At 74.0% G+C, this 15,078-nt stretch carries 13 protein-coding genes; 4 read left to right on the top strand and 9 right to left on the bottom strand.

The window, feature by feature from the left end:
• Positions 1-32: 32 nt before the first annotated feature.
• The 5 genes from AB0B35_RS37570 to lpdA form a co-directional block, all read right to left on the bottom strand.
• Positions 33-923 (bottom strand): TIGR01777 family oxidoreductase, encoded by an 891-nt coding sequence (locus AB0B35_RS37570; RefSeq protein WP_361055321.1) that lies wholly within the window; start codon positions 921-923, stop codon positions 33-35.
• A 115-nt stretch (positions 924-1,038) separates the two neighbouring features.
• Positions 1,039-2,628 (bottom strand): DUF6297 family protein, encoded by a 1,590-nt coding sequence (locus AB0B35_RS37565; protein WP_361055318.1) that lies wholly within the window; start codon positions 2,626-2,628, stop codon positions 1,039-1,041.
• Between the two features lie 79 nt (positions 2,629-2,707).
• Positions 2,708-3,352 (bottom strand): ABC transporter ATP-binding protein, encoded by a 645-nt coding sequence (locus tag AB0B35_RS37560; RefSeq protein ID WP_361055315.1) that lies wholly within the window; start codon positions 3,350-3,352, stop codon positions 2,708-2,710.
• 140 nt (positions 3,353-3,492) lie between these two features.
• Positions 3,493-5,247, bottom strand: a complete 1,755-nt coding sequence (gene sucB / locus AB0B35_RS37555; protein ID WP_361055312.1) for a 2-oxoglutarate dehydrogenase, E2 component, dihydrolipoamide succinyltransferase — start codon at positions 5,245-5,247, stop codon at positions 3,493-3,495.
• Positions 5,248-5,311: 64 nt separating this feature from the next.
• Positions 5,312-6,691, bottom strand: a complete 1,380-nt coding sequence (gene lpdA, locus AB0B35_RS37550; RefSeq protein WP_361055409.1) for a dihydrolipoyl dehydrogenase — start codon at positions 6,689-6,691, stop codon at positions 5,312-5,314.
• A 180-nt stretch (positions 6,692-6,871) separates the two neighbouring features.
• Here lpdA and AB0B35_RS37545 point away from each other — a divergent pair, with 180 nt between their 5' ends.
• On the top strand, positions 6,872-7,189 hold the full coding sequence (locus tag AB0B35_RS37545; protein WP_203687876.1) for a hypothetical protein: 318 nt from the start codon (positions 6,872-6,874) through the stop codon (positions 7,187-7,189).
• Positions 7,190-7,331: 142 nt separating this feature from the next.
• On the opposite strand, the gene AB0B35_RS37540 is transcribed toward AB0B35_RS37545, so the two are convergent.
• Positions 7,332-8,900: a leucyl aminopeptidase gene (locus AB0B35_RS37540; RefSeq protein ID WP_361055309.1), complete on the bottom strand. Its 1,569-nt coding sequence runs from the start codon at positions 8,898-8,900 to the stop codon at positions 7,332-7,334.
• 72 nt (positions 8,901-8,972) lie between these two features.
• Between AB0B35_RS37540 and gcvT the strand changes: the two genes are divergently transcribed.
• Complete coding sequence (gcvT, locus tag AB0B35_RS37535; RefSeq protein WP_361055307.1) at positions 8,973-10,094, top strand: glycine cleavage system aminomethyltransferase GcvT; 1,122 nt, start codon at positions 8,973-8,975, stop codon at positions 10,092-10,094.
• Between the two features lie 450 nt (positions 10,095-10,544).
• Positions 10,545-10,895 (top strand): MmcQ/YjbR family DNA-binding protein, encoded by a 351-nt coding sequence (locus tag AB0B35_RS37530; protein ID WP_361055304.1) that lies wholly within the window; start codon positions 10,545-10,547, stop codon positions 10,893-10,895.
• Between the two features lie 27 nt (positions 10,896-10,922).
• Here AB0B35_RS37530 and AB0B35_RS37525 read toward each other — a convergent pair whose 3' ends face one another.
• The 3 genes from AB0B35_RS37525 to AB0B35_RS37515 are packed head-to-tail and all read right to left on the bottom strand — an operon-like array spanning position 10,923 to position 14,718.
• Entirely contained in the window at positions 10,923-11,996 is a 1,074-nt protein-coding gene (locus AB0B35_RS37525; RefSeq protein WP_361055302.1) for a hypothetical protein, read from the bottom strand.
• Positions 11,997-12,020: 24 nt separating this feature from the next.
• Positions 12,021-12,821, bottom strand: a complete 801-nt coding sequence (locus AB0B35_RS37520; RefSeq protein ID WP_361055299.1) for an adenosylcobinamide-GDP ribazoletransferase — start codon at positions 12,819-12,821, stop codon at positions 12,021-12,023.
• Positions 12,799-14,718: a bifunctional adenosylcobinamide kinase/adenosylcobinamide-phosphate guanylyltransferase gene (locus AB0B35_RS37515; RefSeq protein ID WP_361055296.1), complete on the bottom strand. Its 1,920-nt coding sequence runs from the start codon at positions 14,716-14,718 to the stop codon at positions 12,799-12,801. The genes AB0B35_RS37520 and AB0B35_RS37515 overlap by 23 nt, the downstream gene beginning before the upstream one ends.
• 90 nt (positions 14,719-14,808) lie before the next feature.
• On the opposite strand from AB0B35_RS37515, the gene AB0B35_RS37510 reads away from it, so the two are divergent.
• Entirely contained in the window at positions 14,809-15,003 is a 195-nt protein-coding gene (locus tag AB0B35_RS37510) for a hypothetical protein (protein WP_120316212.1), read from the top strand.
• Positions 15,004-15,078: the final 75 nt, after the last annotated feature.

The following is a 15,078-nucleotide window of genomic DNA, read 5'->3' as shown; positions in this document are numbered from 1 at the left end:
CGGACCGGGGTGCCCGCCCCGGTCCGACAGGACTAGGCGGGGATGGGGTCGGTGAGGGCGGCGTGCAGGGCCTGGGTGACGGTGCGGTGGCGGAACGGGAAGCCCGCCGCCGTCAGCGCCCCGGGCATGGCGCGCAGGCTGCGGTACGCCTCGTTGCCGAACTCGCCGTAGAGGATCTTCAGGGCGGCCTTGGGGATCGGCATCACCGTGGGCCGGTGCAGCTCCGCGCCGAACGCCTTGGTGAACTGGGCGTTGGTGACCGGGGCCGGGCCGACCATGTTCACCGGGCCCTCGACCTGGTCGTTGTCCAGGATGAACTGCGTCGCGGCCAGCCAGTCGAACAGCGAGATCCACGGCACCCACTGCCGCCCGTTGCCCAACCGCCCGCCGATGCCCATCTTGAACGGCACCAGCTGCGCCTTGAGGAAGCCGCCGTCGCGGTGCAGCGGGTAGCCGGTGCGCAGCAGCGACACCCGGGCCCCGGCGGCCGCGGCGGCCGCGGTCGCCTGCTCCCAGTGCTTGGAGACCCCGGCCAGGAAGTCGTCGCCGGCCGGCGACAGCTCGGTCACCTCGCGGTCGCCGGTGTCGCCGTAGTAACCCACCCCGGAGGCGTTGACCAGGATCGGGACGCGCTGCGCGGCGACCGCGCGGGCCAGCGTCGCGGTCGGCACGACCCGGCTGGACAGGATCAGCGCCTGGTACTCCTCGGTCCAGCGGCGGTCGCTCACGCCGACCCCGCACAGGTTCACCACCGCGTTGGTGCCCTCGGGCAGCCGGATCGGCTCGGCCGGGTCCCACTGCCGCTCCGAGGCGTCCGCCGCGGGACGTCGTACGAGCTGGACGACTTCGTGACCCGACGAGCGCAGGGTCGACACCAGGGGCTGGCCCAGGAAGCCCGAGGCTCCCGCCACCACGATCCGCATACGACAATCATGCCCGATCGCGGCACGACCACAGCGTGCCGCGCGCACCGCCCGCCCACCTGCTGGTTGATCATGAACTTATGGCACGGCTCGGCGGCGTGTCACCGGCCTAACTTCATGATCGATGAGGCAGGCGGGCCGCTCGGCGGCGGCGCCACAGGTGTCCGGACAGGACCAGCGCGGACAGCGCCGCCTGCGCCGCCACCGCCGGGCCGGGGGCGGCGGCCGGGTCGGACAGGGCCAGCAGCAGCGGGAGCAGGCCCGGCACGGCCACGTCCAGCCCGGACAGGCTCCAGGTGAGCCAGCCGACCGGAATCCGGGAACCGGTCATCGGCATCACCACGGGCGCGGACGCGTGGTCGATGTGGCCGCGGCGGGCCATCCGCAGCGCGGCGACCGCCGGCACCCCGGCCGCGGCCGGGCCGAGCCACACCCAGCCTTCGCCCGGCAGCACCCCGGCCAGCTCCAGCAGGCCCAGCGCGCCGGTGAGCCAGGCCCCGGCGAGCAGCGTCGGCAGTGCCAGCCGGGCCGAGTCGGTGGGCAGTTCGGCGACACCGAACAGGCGGCGCAGGGCGGGACTGCCGGTCTCACGGCGTACGCCGCCCGCCCCGGCGCTCGCCGCGGCCAGGCCGAGGACCAGCACGGCGACGGCGAACAGCAGCGGGCGGTCCGGCCACGCGGTGGCCAACAGGACGGGCACCAGCGTGCTCAGCGCGAGCGCGGCGAGCCGGGCGGGGCGGCGGTGCAGTCCGCGCCAGTCCAGCCAGGCCAGCACCAGCGGGCCCGGCCAGGCGGGCCACGGCACCGACGGCGGCCGGCGCTCGCGCCAGTACGCGTTCTCCGCCACGCGGGACAGGAACGACGGCTCCAGCGCGACCACCGCGTCACCCGCGGCGCTCAGCCGGGCCGCCGCGTCCAGCACCGGCCGGGCCGGGAACGTCGCGAGCCCGCGCCAGACCGCGACCGCCGTCACCAGCGCGCAGAGCGCACCGGCCCCGGCCGCGGCGAGCGCCGCCGACAGCGGGACGGCGGGCAGCGGGCGCACCGCGCCACCGGCCGCGGCCACCGTCACACCGGTGAGCAGGGCGAGCACCGCCGCACCGCCCGCGATCCGGCGCAACCACGGCGCGGCCCGTTCGGACCGCTGCGCCAACGCGGCCAGGCCGACACCGGTCAGCGCGTACGAGCCGCCGGACACGACGGCCGCGGCCAGCCGCAGCGCCCCGTGATCGGGAATGCCGAGCATTGTCAGCGTCCCGCCGCCGAGCACCACGCCGACGACCACCGCGGTCGCGGCGGCTCGCAGCACGGCGGGGGTGAGCACCGCGCGCCGGTCCAGCGGCGACAGCAGCAGCCAGCGCGCGTCCGCGGGGGTGAGCAGCACCGGGCCCGCGACAGCGGCGATCTGGACCAGCCCGGCCAGGACCGCCGCCACGAGGGCGAGCCCGACCGCCGAGGTCACCGGCGGGGCGGGCGGGAGCGGCGTCGACAGGTCGCTCAGCAGGCGCTGGAACGGGCCGAACAGCAGCGCACCGCCGACGCCGAAGCCGGCGAAGGGCAGGTAGCGGTCGGACCAGTGCCGGTTGGCGGGCCGCTGGCCGGGGGAGCGGAGCATCGCCCGCGCGGCGCGGGCCGTGGCAGGGCCGCTCGCCGCTGAGCCGGTGGTGCCGTCGGTCCTGGGCGGGGTTGTGCCGGTGGTGGTCATGTGGCCGAGGAGCCGGGCCGGGCGGCGGTCACGCGGCAACCGAGCCGGGACGGACGGGTGGGCCACGCCGCGCGGGCGGTCACGCGGCCACCGGGCCCGCCTGGGCGAGCCGCCCGTCGCGCATGCGCAGGCTGGTCGCGTCCGTGGCGGTGACCAGGGCCGCGTCGTGGGTCGCGAGCACGACCGTGCCACCGGCGGCGGCGTACGCCCGGATCATCGCGGCGAGGCGGTCGCGGAACCCGGCGTCGAGTTTCTGCTCGGGCTCGTCGAGCAGCAGCAGGCGGCTGGGGCGGGCCATCGTCGCGGCGAGCGCCAGCCGCTGGCGCTGCCCGGACGACAGCGTCAGCGGGCTCGCCCCGGCGCGGGCGGTGAGCTCGAACTCGTCGAGCGTGCGGTCGACCGGCGCGGCCCCGCCGTGGGTCAGCGCGACCAGTTCGAGGTGCTCGCGCACGGTCAGCCCGGGATACCAGGAGGGCTCCTCGGCCAGCAGGCCGACCTCCCGCCAGAACGCGGGATCGGCGGAAGGGGCCGCGCCCAGCACCTCCACCTTGCCGCCACCGGGGCGCAGCAGCCCGCTCAGGCAGCGCAGCAGGGTGGACTTGCCGCAGCCGTTCACCCCCTGCACGGCCACGATCTGGCCGGGGTCGGCGGTGAGGTTCACGCGGTCCAGCACGGTGCCGCCACCGAGCTCCACCGAGAGGTCACGGGTGACGACGACGGGCATTCCGCCACAGTAGCGACCCCGTCCAGCAGGGACGGTCGCAAGCGAAAGGGCGGCCGGCTCGCGCCGACCGCCCTTCACGCATTCGTCAAACCAGGCTCACAAACCCAGTTCGCCCTCGCAGAGTTGGCTGCTTCGAGGGCTCACAAACCCAGTTCGCCCTCGAAGTTGCCCGTCTCCAGGCGCTCCTTGACCGTGCCGAGGAAACGCGCGGCGTCGGAGCCGTCGACCAGGCGGTGGTCGTAGGACAGGGCCAGGTAGACCATGTACCGCGGCACGATCAGCTCGCCCAGTGCCGGGTCGTCGACGACCACGGCCCGCTTGACGACCGCGCCGGTGCCGAGGATGGCGACCTGCGGCTGGTTGATGATCGGCGTGTCGAACAGGGCGCCCCGGCTGCCGGTGTTGGTCAGCGTGAAGGTGCCGCCCGACAGCTCGTCCGGCAGGATCTTGTTCGAGCGGGTGCGCTCGGCCACGTCGGCGATCCGACGGGCCAGGCCCGCCAGGTTCAGGTCGCCCGCGTTGCGGATCACCGGGACGATGAGGCCCTTGTCGGTGTCCACGGCCATGCCCAGGTGCTCGGCGTCGTGGTAGGTGACCGTGCCGGCCTCCAGGTCCATCGACGCGTTCACGTTCGGGTGCACCCGCAGCGCCTCGACCGCCGCCAGCGCGAAGAACGGCAGGAAGGACAGCTTCACGCCGTTCTTGGCGAGGAAGTCGCCCTTGGCCTGCTGGCGCAGCTTCGCGATCTTGGTGACGTCGACCTCGACCACGGTGGTGAGCTGCGCCGAGACCTGCAGCGACTCCACCATGCGCTTGGCGATGGTGGTACGCAGCCGCGACAGCTTCTCGGTGCGGCCCCGCAGCGGGCTCGGCGCGGCCTTGGCGGCCGGAGCCGGAGCGGCGGCAGCGGCGGGGGCGGCAGCGGCGGGCGTGGCGGCCGGAGCCTTGGCCTTCTCCGCCGCGTCCAGCACATCCTGCTTGCGGATGCGGCCGCCGACACCGGTGCCGGCGACCTTGCCCAGGTCCACGCCGTGCTCGGCGGCGAGCTTGCGGACCAGCGGCGTGACGTAGCCGTCCGCGCCGTTGACCGCCTCGGCGGCCGGAGCCGCCTGCGCCGGAGCGACCGGGGTCGCAGCGGCCGGAGCCGGAGCAGCGGGAGCCGCGGGGGCGGGCGCGGCGGCCACGGGGGCCGACGCGGCCGGAGCCGGGGCGGGCGTCGCGGCGGCCGCAGGTGCAGCCGGAGCCGGGGCCGGAGCAGCCGGAGCGGCGGCCGCCGGCGCGGCACCGGTGGCACCGATCAGGGCGAGCTGCGCGCCGACGGCGGCGGTCTCGTCCTCGGGCACCGTGATCTCCAGCAGGGTGCCCGCGACCGGGGACGGGATCTCCGTGTCGACCTTGTCGGTGGAGACCTCGAGCAGCGGCTCGTCGACCTCGATCGTGTCGCCGACCTGCTTGAGCCAGCGGGTGACCGTGCCCTCGGTGACGCTCTCGCCGAGCGCGGGCATCTTCACCGGGGTGGCGTCCCCGGCGGGAGCAGCCGCGGCCGGGGCAGCGGCGGCGGGAGCCGGCGCCGGTGCCGCCTCCTGGACCGGGGCGGCCGGGGCGGGGGCCTCGGCGGCGGGCGCGGCGGCCGGAGCCGGTGCCGCCGGGCTCTCGCCCTCGCCGCCGATGATGGCGAGCTCGGCGCCTACCTCAGCGGTCTCGTCCTCACCGACGATGATCTTGCTGAGAATGCCGGCCGCCGGCGACGGGATCTCCGTGTCGACCTTGTCGGTGGAGACCTCGAGCAGCGGCTCGTCGACCTCGACCCGGTCACCCTCCTGCTTGAGCCACCGGGTGACGGTGCCCTCGGTGACACTCTCGCCGAGCCGCGGCATGGTTACCGATACCGGCATTGCTTCAGACTCCTCAGTTAAGTGCAGATCCGCAGTGATAAAAGGACGAGGTGAGCTTATTCGCTCAGTTGTGCGCGTGCAGCGGCTTGCCCGCCAGCGCCAGGTGCGCCTCGCCGAGCGCCTCGTTCTGCGTCGGGTGGGCGTGGATGAGCGCCGCGACCTCGGCCGGGAACGCCTCCCAGTTGACGATCAGCGAGGCCTCGCCGACCTGCTCGCCGATCCGGGCACCGATCATGTGGATGCCCACGACGGGGCCGTCCTTCTGGCGGACCAGCTTCACGAAGCCCTGGGTGCCCAGGATCTTGCTCTTGCCGTTGCCGCCCAGGTTGTAGTTGTACGTCTCGATGGCGTCCGCGCCGAACTTCTCCTTGGCCTGGGCCTCGGTGATGCCGACCGACGCGATCTCGGGGTCGGTGTAGGTGACGCGCGGGATGCCCGACTCGACGATCGGGGCCGGGTTCTGCCCGGCGATCGTCTCCGCGACGAAGATGCCCTGGGCGAAGCCGCGGTGCGCCAGCTGCAGGCCGGGCACGATGTCGCCGACGGCGTACACGTTGGGCAGGTTGGTGCGCAGGCGCTCGTCGGTGATCACGAAGCCGCGCTCCATGGTGATGCCCTGGGCCTCGTAGCCGCAGTTGGCGGTGGCCGGGCCGCGGCCCACGGCGACCAGCAGCAGCTCGGCCTCCAGGGTCTCGCCGCCGGCGATGGTGACCTTCACACCGGAGTCGGTCTTCTCGACCTTCTCGAACGGCTTGCCGACCTTGAAGCCGATGCCGCGCTTGCGGAAGGTGCGCTCCAGCTGCTTCGAGATGTCCGGGTCCTCAGCCGCGACCAGGCGGGGCAGCGCCTCGACGATGGTCACGTCGGCGCCCAGCGACTTCCACGCGCTGGCGAACTCGACGCCGATCACGCCGCCGCCCAGCACGATCGCGGAGGTGGGCACCCGGTCCAGGGTCAGCGCGTGCTCGCTGGCGATGACCTTCTCGCCGTCCAGCTCCAGGCCGGGCAGGCTCTTCGAGTACGACCCGGTGGCCAGCACGATGTTGCGGCCGGTGACCCGCTGCCCGTTCACCTCGACGGCGTTCGGGGCGACCAGGGTGCCCTTGCCCTCGATGTAGGTGACCTTCGCGGACTTGATCAGACCCTGCAGGCCCTTGTACAGGCCGGCGACCACGCCGTCCTTGTACGAGTTCACGCCCGCCATGTCGATCTGGATCAGCTCGGCCTTGATGCCGATGTGCGCCGCCTCGCGGGTCTGGTCGGCGACCTCGCCGGCGTGCAGCAGCGCCTTCGTCGGGATGCAGCCCCGGTGCAGGCAGGTGCCGCCCAGCTTGTCCTTCTCGATCAGCGCGACGGACAGACCCAGCTGCGCCGCACGCAGCGCGGTGGCATAGCCACCGCTGCCGCCGCCGAGGATGACTACGTCAAAGGTCTCGCTCACGATCGCTCCAAGGTCGCGTCATTGCCACTTCGCGTCACTGTGAGCCGGCGTGTGCTCAGCCCACACTCGGTCATCTTGTCACTGCCGACGGTCGAGCGCGCAGTCGAGGTGCTCAAGGACACGTCTGGCTACTCTTGCCCGGTACCATGCGCACCGCAGAGGCACCTTCGGAGAGGAGCAGGTGTGGGTTGGTTCCGCCGCCGGGGCGGGTCCCCGGCAGATCGCCCGGCCAACCCGGCCGACGTCACCCATCTGGAGCAGTTCGCGCAGTCCCGCCGCGGCGTCGAGGCGTTCATCGAGCCCCGCACGACGGTGACCGGCACCACGGTCATCCTCATCGCCCACGACGGCGAGTGGACCCGCCGCCGCATGCCCAGCCCGACGGCGGTGCGCCAGTTCGCCCAGCGCCTGTCCATGCCCGTCTACGACGTCCAGCTCGTCGGCTACCCCCAGCGCATGCGCGACTTCAACGCCCGCCAGAAGCTCCGCCCGGCCGAATAAAGAAAGATCGCTGTCTCCGGTCGAAACCTGCGGTCCCACCGCAGATCATGACCGGAAACAGCGACCTTCACCCGTCAGCGGACCGCTCAGCCGTTGGCCGCTGTGCCTGATCGGCGGCTCGGCGGCCGCTCCGCTCCGCTTCTCAGCCGTTCGCCGCGATGTCGTCGACCAGGGCGAGGAGGGTGCGGACGGGGACGCCCGTGCCGCCCTTGCTCCAGTGGCCGGTGGCCTCGCCGGAGTGGAACGACGGGCCCGCGATGTCGATGTGCGCCCACTCGACGCCCTCGGTGACGAACTCGCGCAGGAACACGCCACCCTGCAGCATGTGGCCGGCGCGCTCCATGCCCGCGCTGACCTGCAGGATGTCGGCGACGTCCGACTCCATCGACTTGCGGATCTCGTCGGGCAGCGGCATCGGCCAGGTCGGCTCGCCGACCAGGTCACCGGCGACCTTGGTGCGCTGGGCGAGCTTCTCCGAGCCCATCACGCCGGCGATCTTCTTGCCGAGCGCGATGACCTGGCCGCCGGTCAGCGTCGAGGTCTCGATCAGGTAGTCGGGCTGGGCCTCGCAGGCCAGCGCGATGGCGTCGGCCAGGATCATGCGGCCCTCGGCGTCGGTGTTGAGCACCTCGACCTTCTTGCCGCTGCGCATGGTGATCACGTCACCGGGCCGGTACGCCTCGCCCGACAGCATGTTCTCCGCGATCGGGATGTACGCGGTCACCGCCACGGCGGGCTTGAGCTCGGCGATCGCGGCCATGGTGCTGGCCACGGCGGCCGCGCCGGCCATGTCGGACTTCATCTCCCACATGCCCTGGGCGGGCTTGATGGACACGCCGCCGGTGTCGAAGGTGATGCCCTTGCCGATCAGCGCCACCTTGGTGGTCGACTCGGCCGGCGTGTACGTGATCTTCACCAGGCGCGGCTTGGCGGCCGAGCCCATGCCGACGGCGAGGATGCCGCCGAAGCCGCCCTCGATCAGCGCCTTCTCGTCGAGCACCTCGACGTCGAGCCCGGCCTTGCCGGCCAGCGCGGCGATCTCGTCGGCGAAGTTCGGCGGGCGCAGCAGATTGGCGGGGGCGTTCACCCAGTCGCGGGTGCGGGCGACCGCCGCGGTGACCACGCCGGCGCGCTTGAGCTCGGCGTTGGCGCCGGCCTCCTTGGCATCGGGCACCAGCACCGACACCGCGGTGACCGGGTCCTTGCGGCCGGCGGCCGGCTTGCCCTTGTAACCGGTGAACCGGTACGCACCCAGCGCCGCGCCCTCCGCGACCGCGCGCAGGGTCAGCGCGCCGCTGTCGTCGGCGTCGTCGGACAGGGGCAGGGCCAGCACGACCTTCTTCGCGCCGGCGAGGGCGCGGACGGCGGCGGCGGTGGCGCGCCGCAGGGTGTCGGGGGCGGGTGCCGGGCCGGTGGGCTCGCCGCCCAGGCCGACGGCGACCAGGACGGGAGCGGTGATGGTGCCGAGCGTGGCGAGCTTGGTGACCTCGCCCGCGCCGCCGGTGGCCCCCAGCAGCGCCAGGGTGGCGGTCAGCTTGCCGTCGAACGCGGCGGCGATGCTCTCGGCCCCGGACGCCAGCAGCAGCTCGCCGACCGCGCCCTCGGTGCCTTCCTGACTGTGTACGCCGATGACGACGGCGTCCACGGTGAGGTCGGCGGGGTCGGTGTCGGCGAGGCTCAGCGTGGGCAGAGCCGTGGTGGGCGTGGTCACAAAGTACTCCTGGTGGACGTGGGTTGCTGCGCCGATGCTAACGAACCCCAAACGCCAGGGTAAGTTGCGCTCATGACCGACATGGGTTCAAAAGACTCAGCCGACCTGCTCACATCGCCTTTGCACGATCGTCACACGGCGCTGGGGGCGAAGTTCGCCGCTTTCGGTGGCTGGGACATGCCGCTGGAGTATGCCGGGGGCGGGGTGCTCAAGGAGCACGCCGCGGTCCGCGAGGGCGTGGGCGTGTTCGACGTCAGCCACCTGGGCAAGGCGCGGATCACGGGGCCGGGCGCGGCGGACTTCGTCAACGCCTGCCTGTCCAACGACCTGGGCCGCATCAAGCCCGGCAAGGCGCAGTACACGCTGTGCTGCGACGACGCGACCGGCGGCGTGGTCGACGACATCATCGCCTACCTCTACGGCGACGACCACGTCTTCCTGATCCCGAACGCGGCCAACACCACCGAGGTCGTGCGCCGGCTGACCGCCGCCGCGCCCGCCGAGCTGACCGTCACCAACGAGCACGCGGACTTCGCGGTGCTGGCGGTGCAGGGTCCGCGCTCGGCGGAGCTGCTGGCCGAGCTGGGCCTGCCCACCGACCACGAGTACATGAGCTTCGCCACAGCGGACCTCGACGGGGTCACCCTGACCGTGTGCCGCACCGGTTACACCGGCGAGCACGGCTACGAGCTGGTCGTCCCGTCGGCCGACGCGACCCGGGTGTGGGACGCGCTGTTCGGCGCGAGCGTGCCCGCCCGCGCCTGCGGCCTGGCCTCGCGCGACACCCTGCGCACCGAGATGGGCTACCCCCTGCACGGCCAGGACCTGTCCCTGGACATCACCCCGGTGCAGGCCCGCGCCGGCTGGGCCGTCGGCTGGAACAAGCCCGCCTTCTGGGGCCGCGACGTGCTCACCGCCGAGAAGGCCGCCGGCCCGCGCCGCACCCTGTGGGGCCTGGTCGCCAACGACCGGGGCATCCCCCGCGCCCACATGACCGTGCTCTCCGGCGACCAGCCCGTCGGTGAGATCACCAGCGGCACCTTCTCGCCCACTCGCAAGATCGGCATCGCCCTGGCCCTCCTCGACACCGCCGCCGGCCTCACCGAGGGCGACACCGTCGAGGTCGACGTCCGCGGCCGCCGCAGCTCCATGACGGTCACCAAGCCGCCGTTCGTGCAGCCGTCCGTCAAGTGACCCGCGACCCGGCCGCGTGACCCGCGACCCGGCCGCGTGACCTGCGACCTGGCCGCGTGACCTGCGACCTGGGCGCGTGACCCGCGACCCGGTGAAGGGCACCGGGCCGCTGCCCGTGGGGGCGCCCGTCGCGGTGACGCCGCCGCGGCCGTCGGCTGTCGGTTTCGGCTTGGCATCCGCATGGGCCGGACACGGACTGTGACGCCGACGACGGGACCATGAGCGTGAGCGGCTACATCTTTTTTGATGTGGCCACATCAAAAAAGATGTAGCCGCTCGGCGATTGCTGTCCTGTCAGGGCCTCCCGGATCGGTAGCCGTGGCGGGAGACGGATTCCCGGCACGGCGGACGAGCCGCCGGAGAGTGTTCTGGCGATGCCGGACAGCTGCCGCTGGCGGAGGCCGATCGCCGGTCCGTGCGCGGGTTCGCCGATGGCCTAGGGTGGTCGCCATGGCGGTCGCGTATGAGCAGGTGAGGGACTGGGTGCTCGCGCTGCCCGGGGGTGCCGAGGTGATGGTCGAGGAGTGGGGGCACCCGACGCTGCGGGTCGGCGACAAGATGTTCGCGTCCGGTATGCCGGGCAGCGACACGATGTCGGTGAAGGCCTCGAAGGAGGAGCAGGCGGCACTGCTCGCCGCAGCGCCCGAGGTGTACTCGGCGGCGGCTTACGTCGGGCGGTTCGGGTGGGTGCGGGTCGAGCTGTCCCGGGTGGACCCGGCCGAGCTGCGCGAGCTGGTCGTCGAGGCGTGGCGGCGGACCGCGCCGAAGAAGCTGGTCAAGCAGTACGACGCGCAGGCCTGATCCGCCGGCGGAGCCGCGCGGGGCGGATCAAGCCTGACCGTCGAAGCCCTTGGCCTCGCCCACGCGACCCAGCCACGAGGCCGCCTCGTCGGCGGACAACACCTCGTCGAGCGTGATCGAGGCTGCCATCATCGGGTAGCGGCGGACGTTGTCCCAGCTCCGGACGTAGGGCGGCGGGTCCAGGACGACCACGCGCACCCCGTCCAGCGCCGGGATGTCGGCGGGCACACCCTCGTTCCAGATCCACGCGCCGTACGCGTCGACCAGGTTGAACGAACCGGTCACCTGGCCGCCGAACGAGGTGGCCGGCGCGTCCAGCGCCACCGCGGTCCAGGCCGGATCGACGGTCAGGCCCTCCAGCAGGCCGTCGGCGTCGCTGCCGGACAGGGTCGCGGCCAGCAGGGTGTGCAGCTGGAAGTTGTCGGCGATCCCGCCGATCGTCACCCGCCAGCCGCGCCCGGTGGCGCGGTGCAGCACCAGCAGCCGCTCCCCGTCGAGCACCGACAGCAGCATGGCCAGCCAGGTCATGTCCTCGCGCTCGGGCTCCAGCGCGGACACCGCCGCCCGCAGCGCCGGCTCGGCCTGGCAGGCCCGCCGGGCCGCGGCCGAGTTCTGCAGCAGGGTGGTCGCGCAGCGCATCCACGACTGCAGCCCGAACCAGCTCTCGACGAGCCGTACGGCGTGGTCCGGCGGGATCGCCGCGTCGAGGCGCTCCAGGGCGGTCTCGAACTCGGCGGGGTCGGGCTCGGGGGCGCCCTCGCCGGGGAACTCGCGTGCCCACACCGCGGCGAACTCCGCCGACAGGCCCGCCACCTCGGTGAGCCGCTCACGCAGCACCGGGGCCAGCGGTTCCGGCGACGCGCCGAGCTCGATCAGCGCGCCGCAGAGCACCGCGAACTCGCCGCCGAAGCCGGGCCCGAGCTCGCCGAGCAGGTCGGCGCAGGCGGTCAGGGCGGTGGTGAGCTCGTCCGCCGAGGCCGTCTGGGCGGCCTCCCACAGCTGCGCCGTGGCCGACTCGAAGGCCTCGATGTCGCGCTCGCGGCGGGCGCGCACGAGCGCGTCGCAGGCGCGGGCGAGCGGGGTGGCGGATTCGAAGATCATTCGCGAATGCTAGCGGGCCGCGGGTCAGAAGAGAATCAGTCCGATGGCGATCACCGTGGTCGCCGTTTCGGACAGGAAACCGAGCACGTCCCCGGTGACCCCGCCGAACCGGCGTACCAGATGGACCCGCAGGGCGGCCACGACGAGCAGTGAGGCGAGCACGGCGGCCGGGCCCTGCCACGGCCGGCCCGGCACGGCCGGCACCGCGAGCGCGGCGACGAGCAGCGTGGCCAGGACGAGCGCGACCGGGTGCACCGTGCCCGCGACCAGGGCGCCCATGCCACCCGGCCGCGCCGCGGGCACGCCTCGGCGGCAGGCCTCGGCGATCGCCAGCCGTCCACCCGCGACGGCCGCGGCCACCCCCACCGCCACCGCGGGCAGCGGCCGCGCCGTCAGCTGCGCCAGCGCCCCGACCTGCAGCAGCAGCACCAGGATCAGGGCGACCACACCGAACGGGCCGACCTCCGGCGATTTCATGATCTCCAGGGCACGCTCGCGCGAACGGTACGACCCCAGCGCGTCCACCGTGTCCGCGAGCCCGTCCAGGTGCAGCCCACGGCTCAGCAGCGCGGCCAGGCCCACCGTCAACGTCGCGGCGACCAGTGCGGGCAGTCCCGCCGCGAACGCCGCCAACAGGCCGCCGAGCAGGGCGCCCAGCAGCGCGCCGACCATCGGGCCGAGTGCCATGGCCCGGCCGGCGACGACGCGGTCCAGACGTCGCGGCCCGGCGACCGGCGCGACCGTGAACGTGGTCAGCGCCAGCCGCAGGCCGTCGAGCCAGGACCCGCCGGTTGCCGGACCGTCAGTCCACGATGGAGGCGTCATCGGCGCGGGACACGGCCGGGTCGGTGGCGTCGTCCGGCTCGTCCTCGGGCTCCTGCAGGTGCGCGGGCGGCTCGTCGAGCAGTGGCGGAAGCGCGGGCAGCGACGCGGCCAGGGTCAGCGCCGAACGCAGCAGCGGCAGCGCCAGCAGCGCGCCCGCGCCCTCGCCGAGGCCGGTGTTCAGGTCGGTCAGCGGGGTCAGGCCGAGCACGTCGGCGGCGAGCACGGTGGTCGGGTGCCGGCCGGTGTCGGCCAGCGCGCACCACAGCCGCGACTGGCTGCCCAGGTCCCGGGCGACCAGCCCGGCGGCGACGCCGACCGGGCCGTCCAGCAGCACCGGCGTACGCCGGGCCGTCGCACCCAGGATCACGCCTGCCGCGACCGCCAGATCCGGCCCGCCCAGCTCGGTGAGCAGCTCCTTGGCCGGCAGCACCCGCCCGCGGACCCGGTGCAGCGCGTCGCGCACCGCGGCGCAGCGCCGCATCCAGGCCGCGTCGTCGACCGTGCCGTCAGCGCTGACCACCCTGGCCAGCAGGCCGGGCACCTCCGCGCCGGTCACCGCGGACACCACCGCGGCGGCCGCGGCCTCGGCGCCCGCCCCGCACGAGCCCAGCACCAGCAGGTCCACCCCGCTGTCGACGGCCTCGTCGGCGAGCTGCCAGCCGTAGCGCAGCAGCCCCTCGACGGTGTCCTGCTCGGCCGCCGGGCTGTGCTCGATGGCCTCGGCCGTCGCCGTGTCGACGATCTGCAGACTGACCCCGTGCTCGGCGGCCAGCAGCCCGATCGGGCCCTCGCCGCGGCGGGCCTGTGCCGCGAGCAGAGCCGCGCCGTGCGGGGTCTGCCCGGCGGCCGCGTCGCCCTCGTGGTTGCCGTGCAGCAGCAGCATCCGGGGCTGCTGCCAGGGCAGCGGCACCGCCCGTCCCTGGGCTCCCGCGGCGAACAGCACGGTCTCGACAAGCTGACCCAGGCCCGCGCCGGGGATGTCGAGCAGGTGCAGGTGGTCGCGGGCGGCCTCGCGGGCGTCGCCGTCGGGGATGGGCAGGTCCATGTTCGGCCCGATGACCACGCCCGTGGCCACGAGCGGCAGGGCCTGGGTGCTCTCGGTGAGCGCGGCCGACGGCTTCGGCGCGACGGCGGCCGGGGTGAGCACCTCGGGGCTGGGGATGAAAGGAACGGACGGGATCGTCACGGTCGTCGGCGTACCGGCCGTGGTCTTGCCGGCGGAACCGCTGCCCGGGGCAGCGACCACGGCCGCAGCGGCGCCTGCGCCGGTGGCAGCCGCGCCCGTCGCCGCACCGGCCGGTTGCGCGGTGGCGACGGGCGCGCCCGCGGCCTGGCTGGTGCCCGCGGCGTCCCCGCCGCGCAGCCAGACGGGCTGCCCCGCGACGACGAGGGCCACCGCGTCGCAGGCCGCGGCGACGGCCTGGTTGACCAGTCCCATCAGGTCGGCGAAGCGCACACCCGCCTCGGACGGCGGCACGACGGACAATCCGACCTCGGGGCTGACCAGCACCACCCGCGCGGCACAGCCGGCGACGGCGGCGGCCAGCCGGCTGACGTGCACGCTCGCGTCCTCGCGGTCCAGCAGGTTCACCACCCAGCCGCCGAGGTCGTCTACGATCAGCGTGTCCTCGGCGGCGGCCTGCCCGAGTGCGTCGACCAGGGCAGCCGGGTCGCCGTAGGTCTCGACGGTGATCCAGGAGTGCGGCCGGCGCTCGCGGTGCGCGGCCACCCGGTCGGCGAACGCCGGGTCACCGCCGTCCGCCAGGGCGGTGGCCAGGTAGCGCACCGAGCGCGCGCCCGACAGCAGCGATTCGGCGTACTCGCTCTTGCCTGAGCGAATACCGCCGAGCACCAGCACCCGTGCCCCGAAGTGTGGGGGCCAACCGTCATGCGACATGCCCGTACCTTATGACCTTCGGCGGGGGAGCGGGTCAGCGGATGCGCCGCCTGCGCGGCCGGACCACCGGCGGCGGATAAGCTGATCGTCATGACGTGGAGCTGGCGGTACGAGGACGCGGCGGGCAAGCCGGTCGAAGGCCCGAACGAGACGTTCAGCAACCAGGCCGATGCCGAGTCGTGGCTCGGCCAGACCTGGCGTGACCTGGTCGCCGCCGGTGCGGTGGAGGTGATCCTCGTCGAGGGCGACCGCGACGAGTACCGGATGAGCCTGCAGGGGGCCTGACCCCCGGAACCGGGGGGGGGGGGGGCCCCGGGGGGGGCCCCCGCCCCGCCCCCCCCCCCGCCCGGCGGGCCGGCC

Source organism: Catellatospora sp. NPDC049133 (assembly GCF_040648455.1).
GTDB lineage: Bacteria > Actinomycetota > Actinomycetes > Mycobacteriales > Micromonosporaceae > Catellatospora > Catellatospora aurea.
This window is presented reverse-complemented; position numbering and strand designations above follow the sequence as displayed.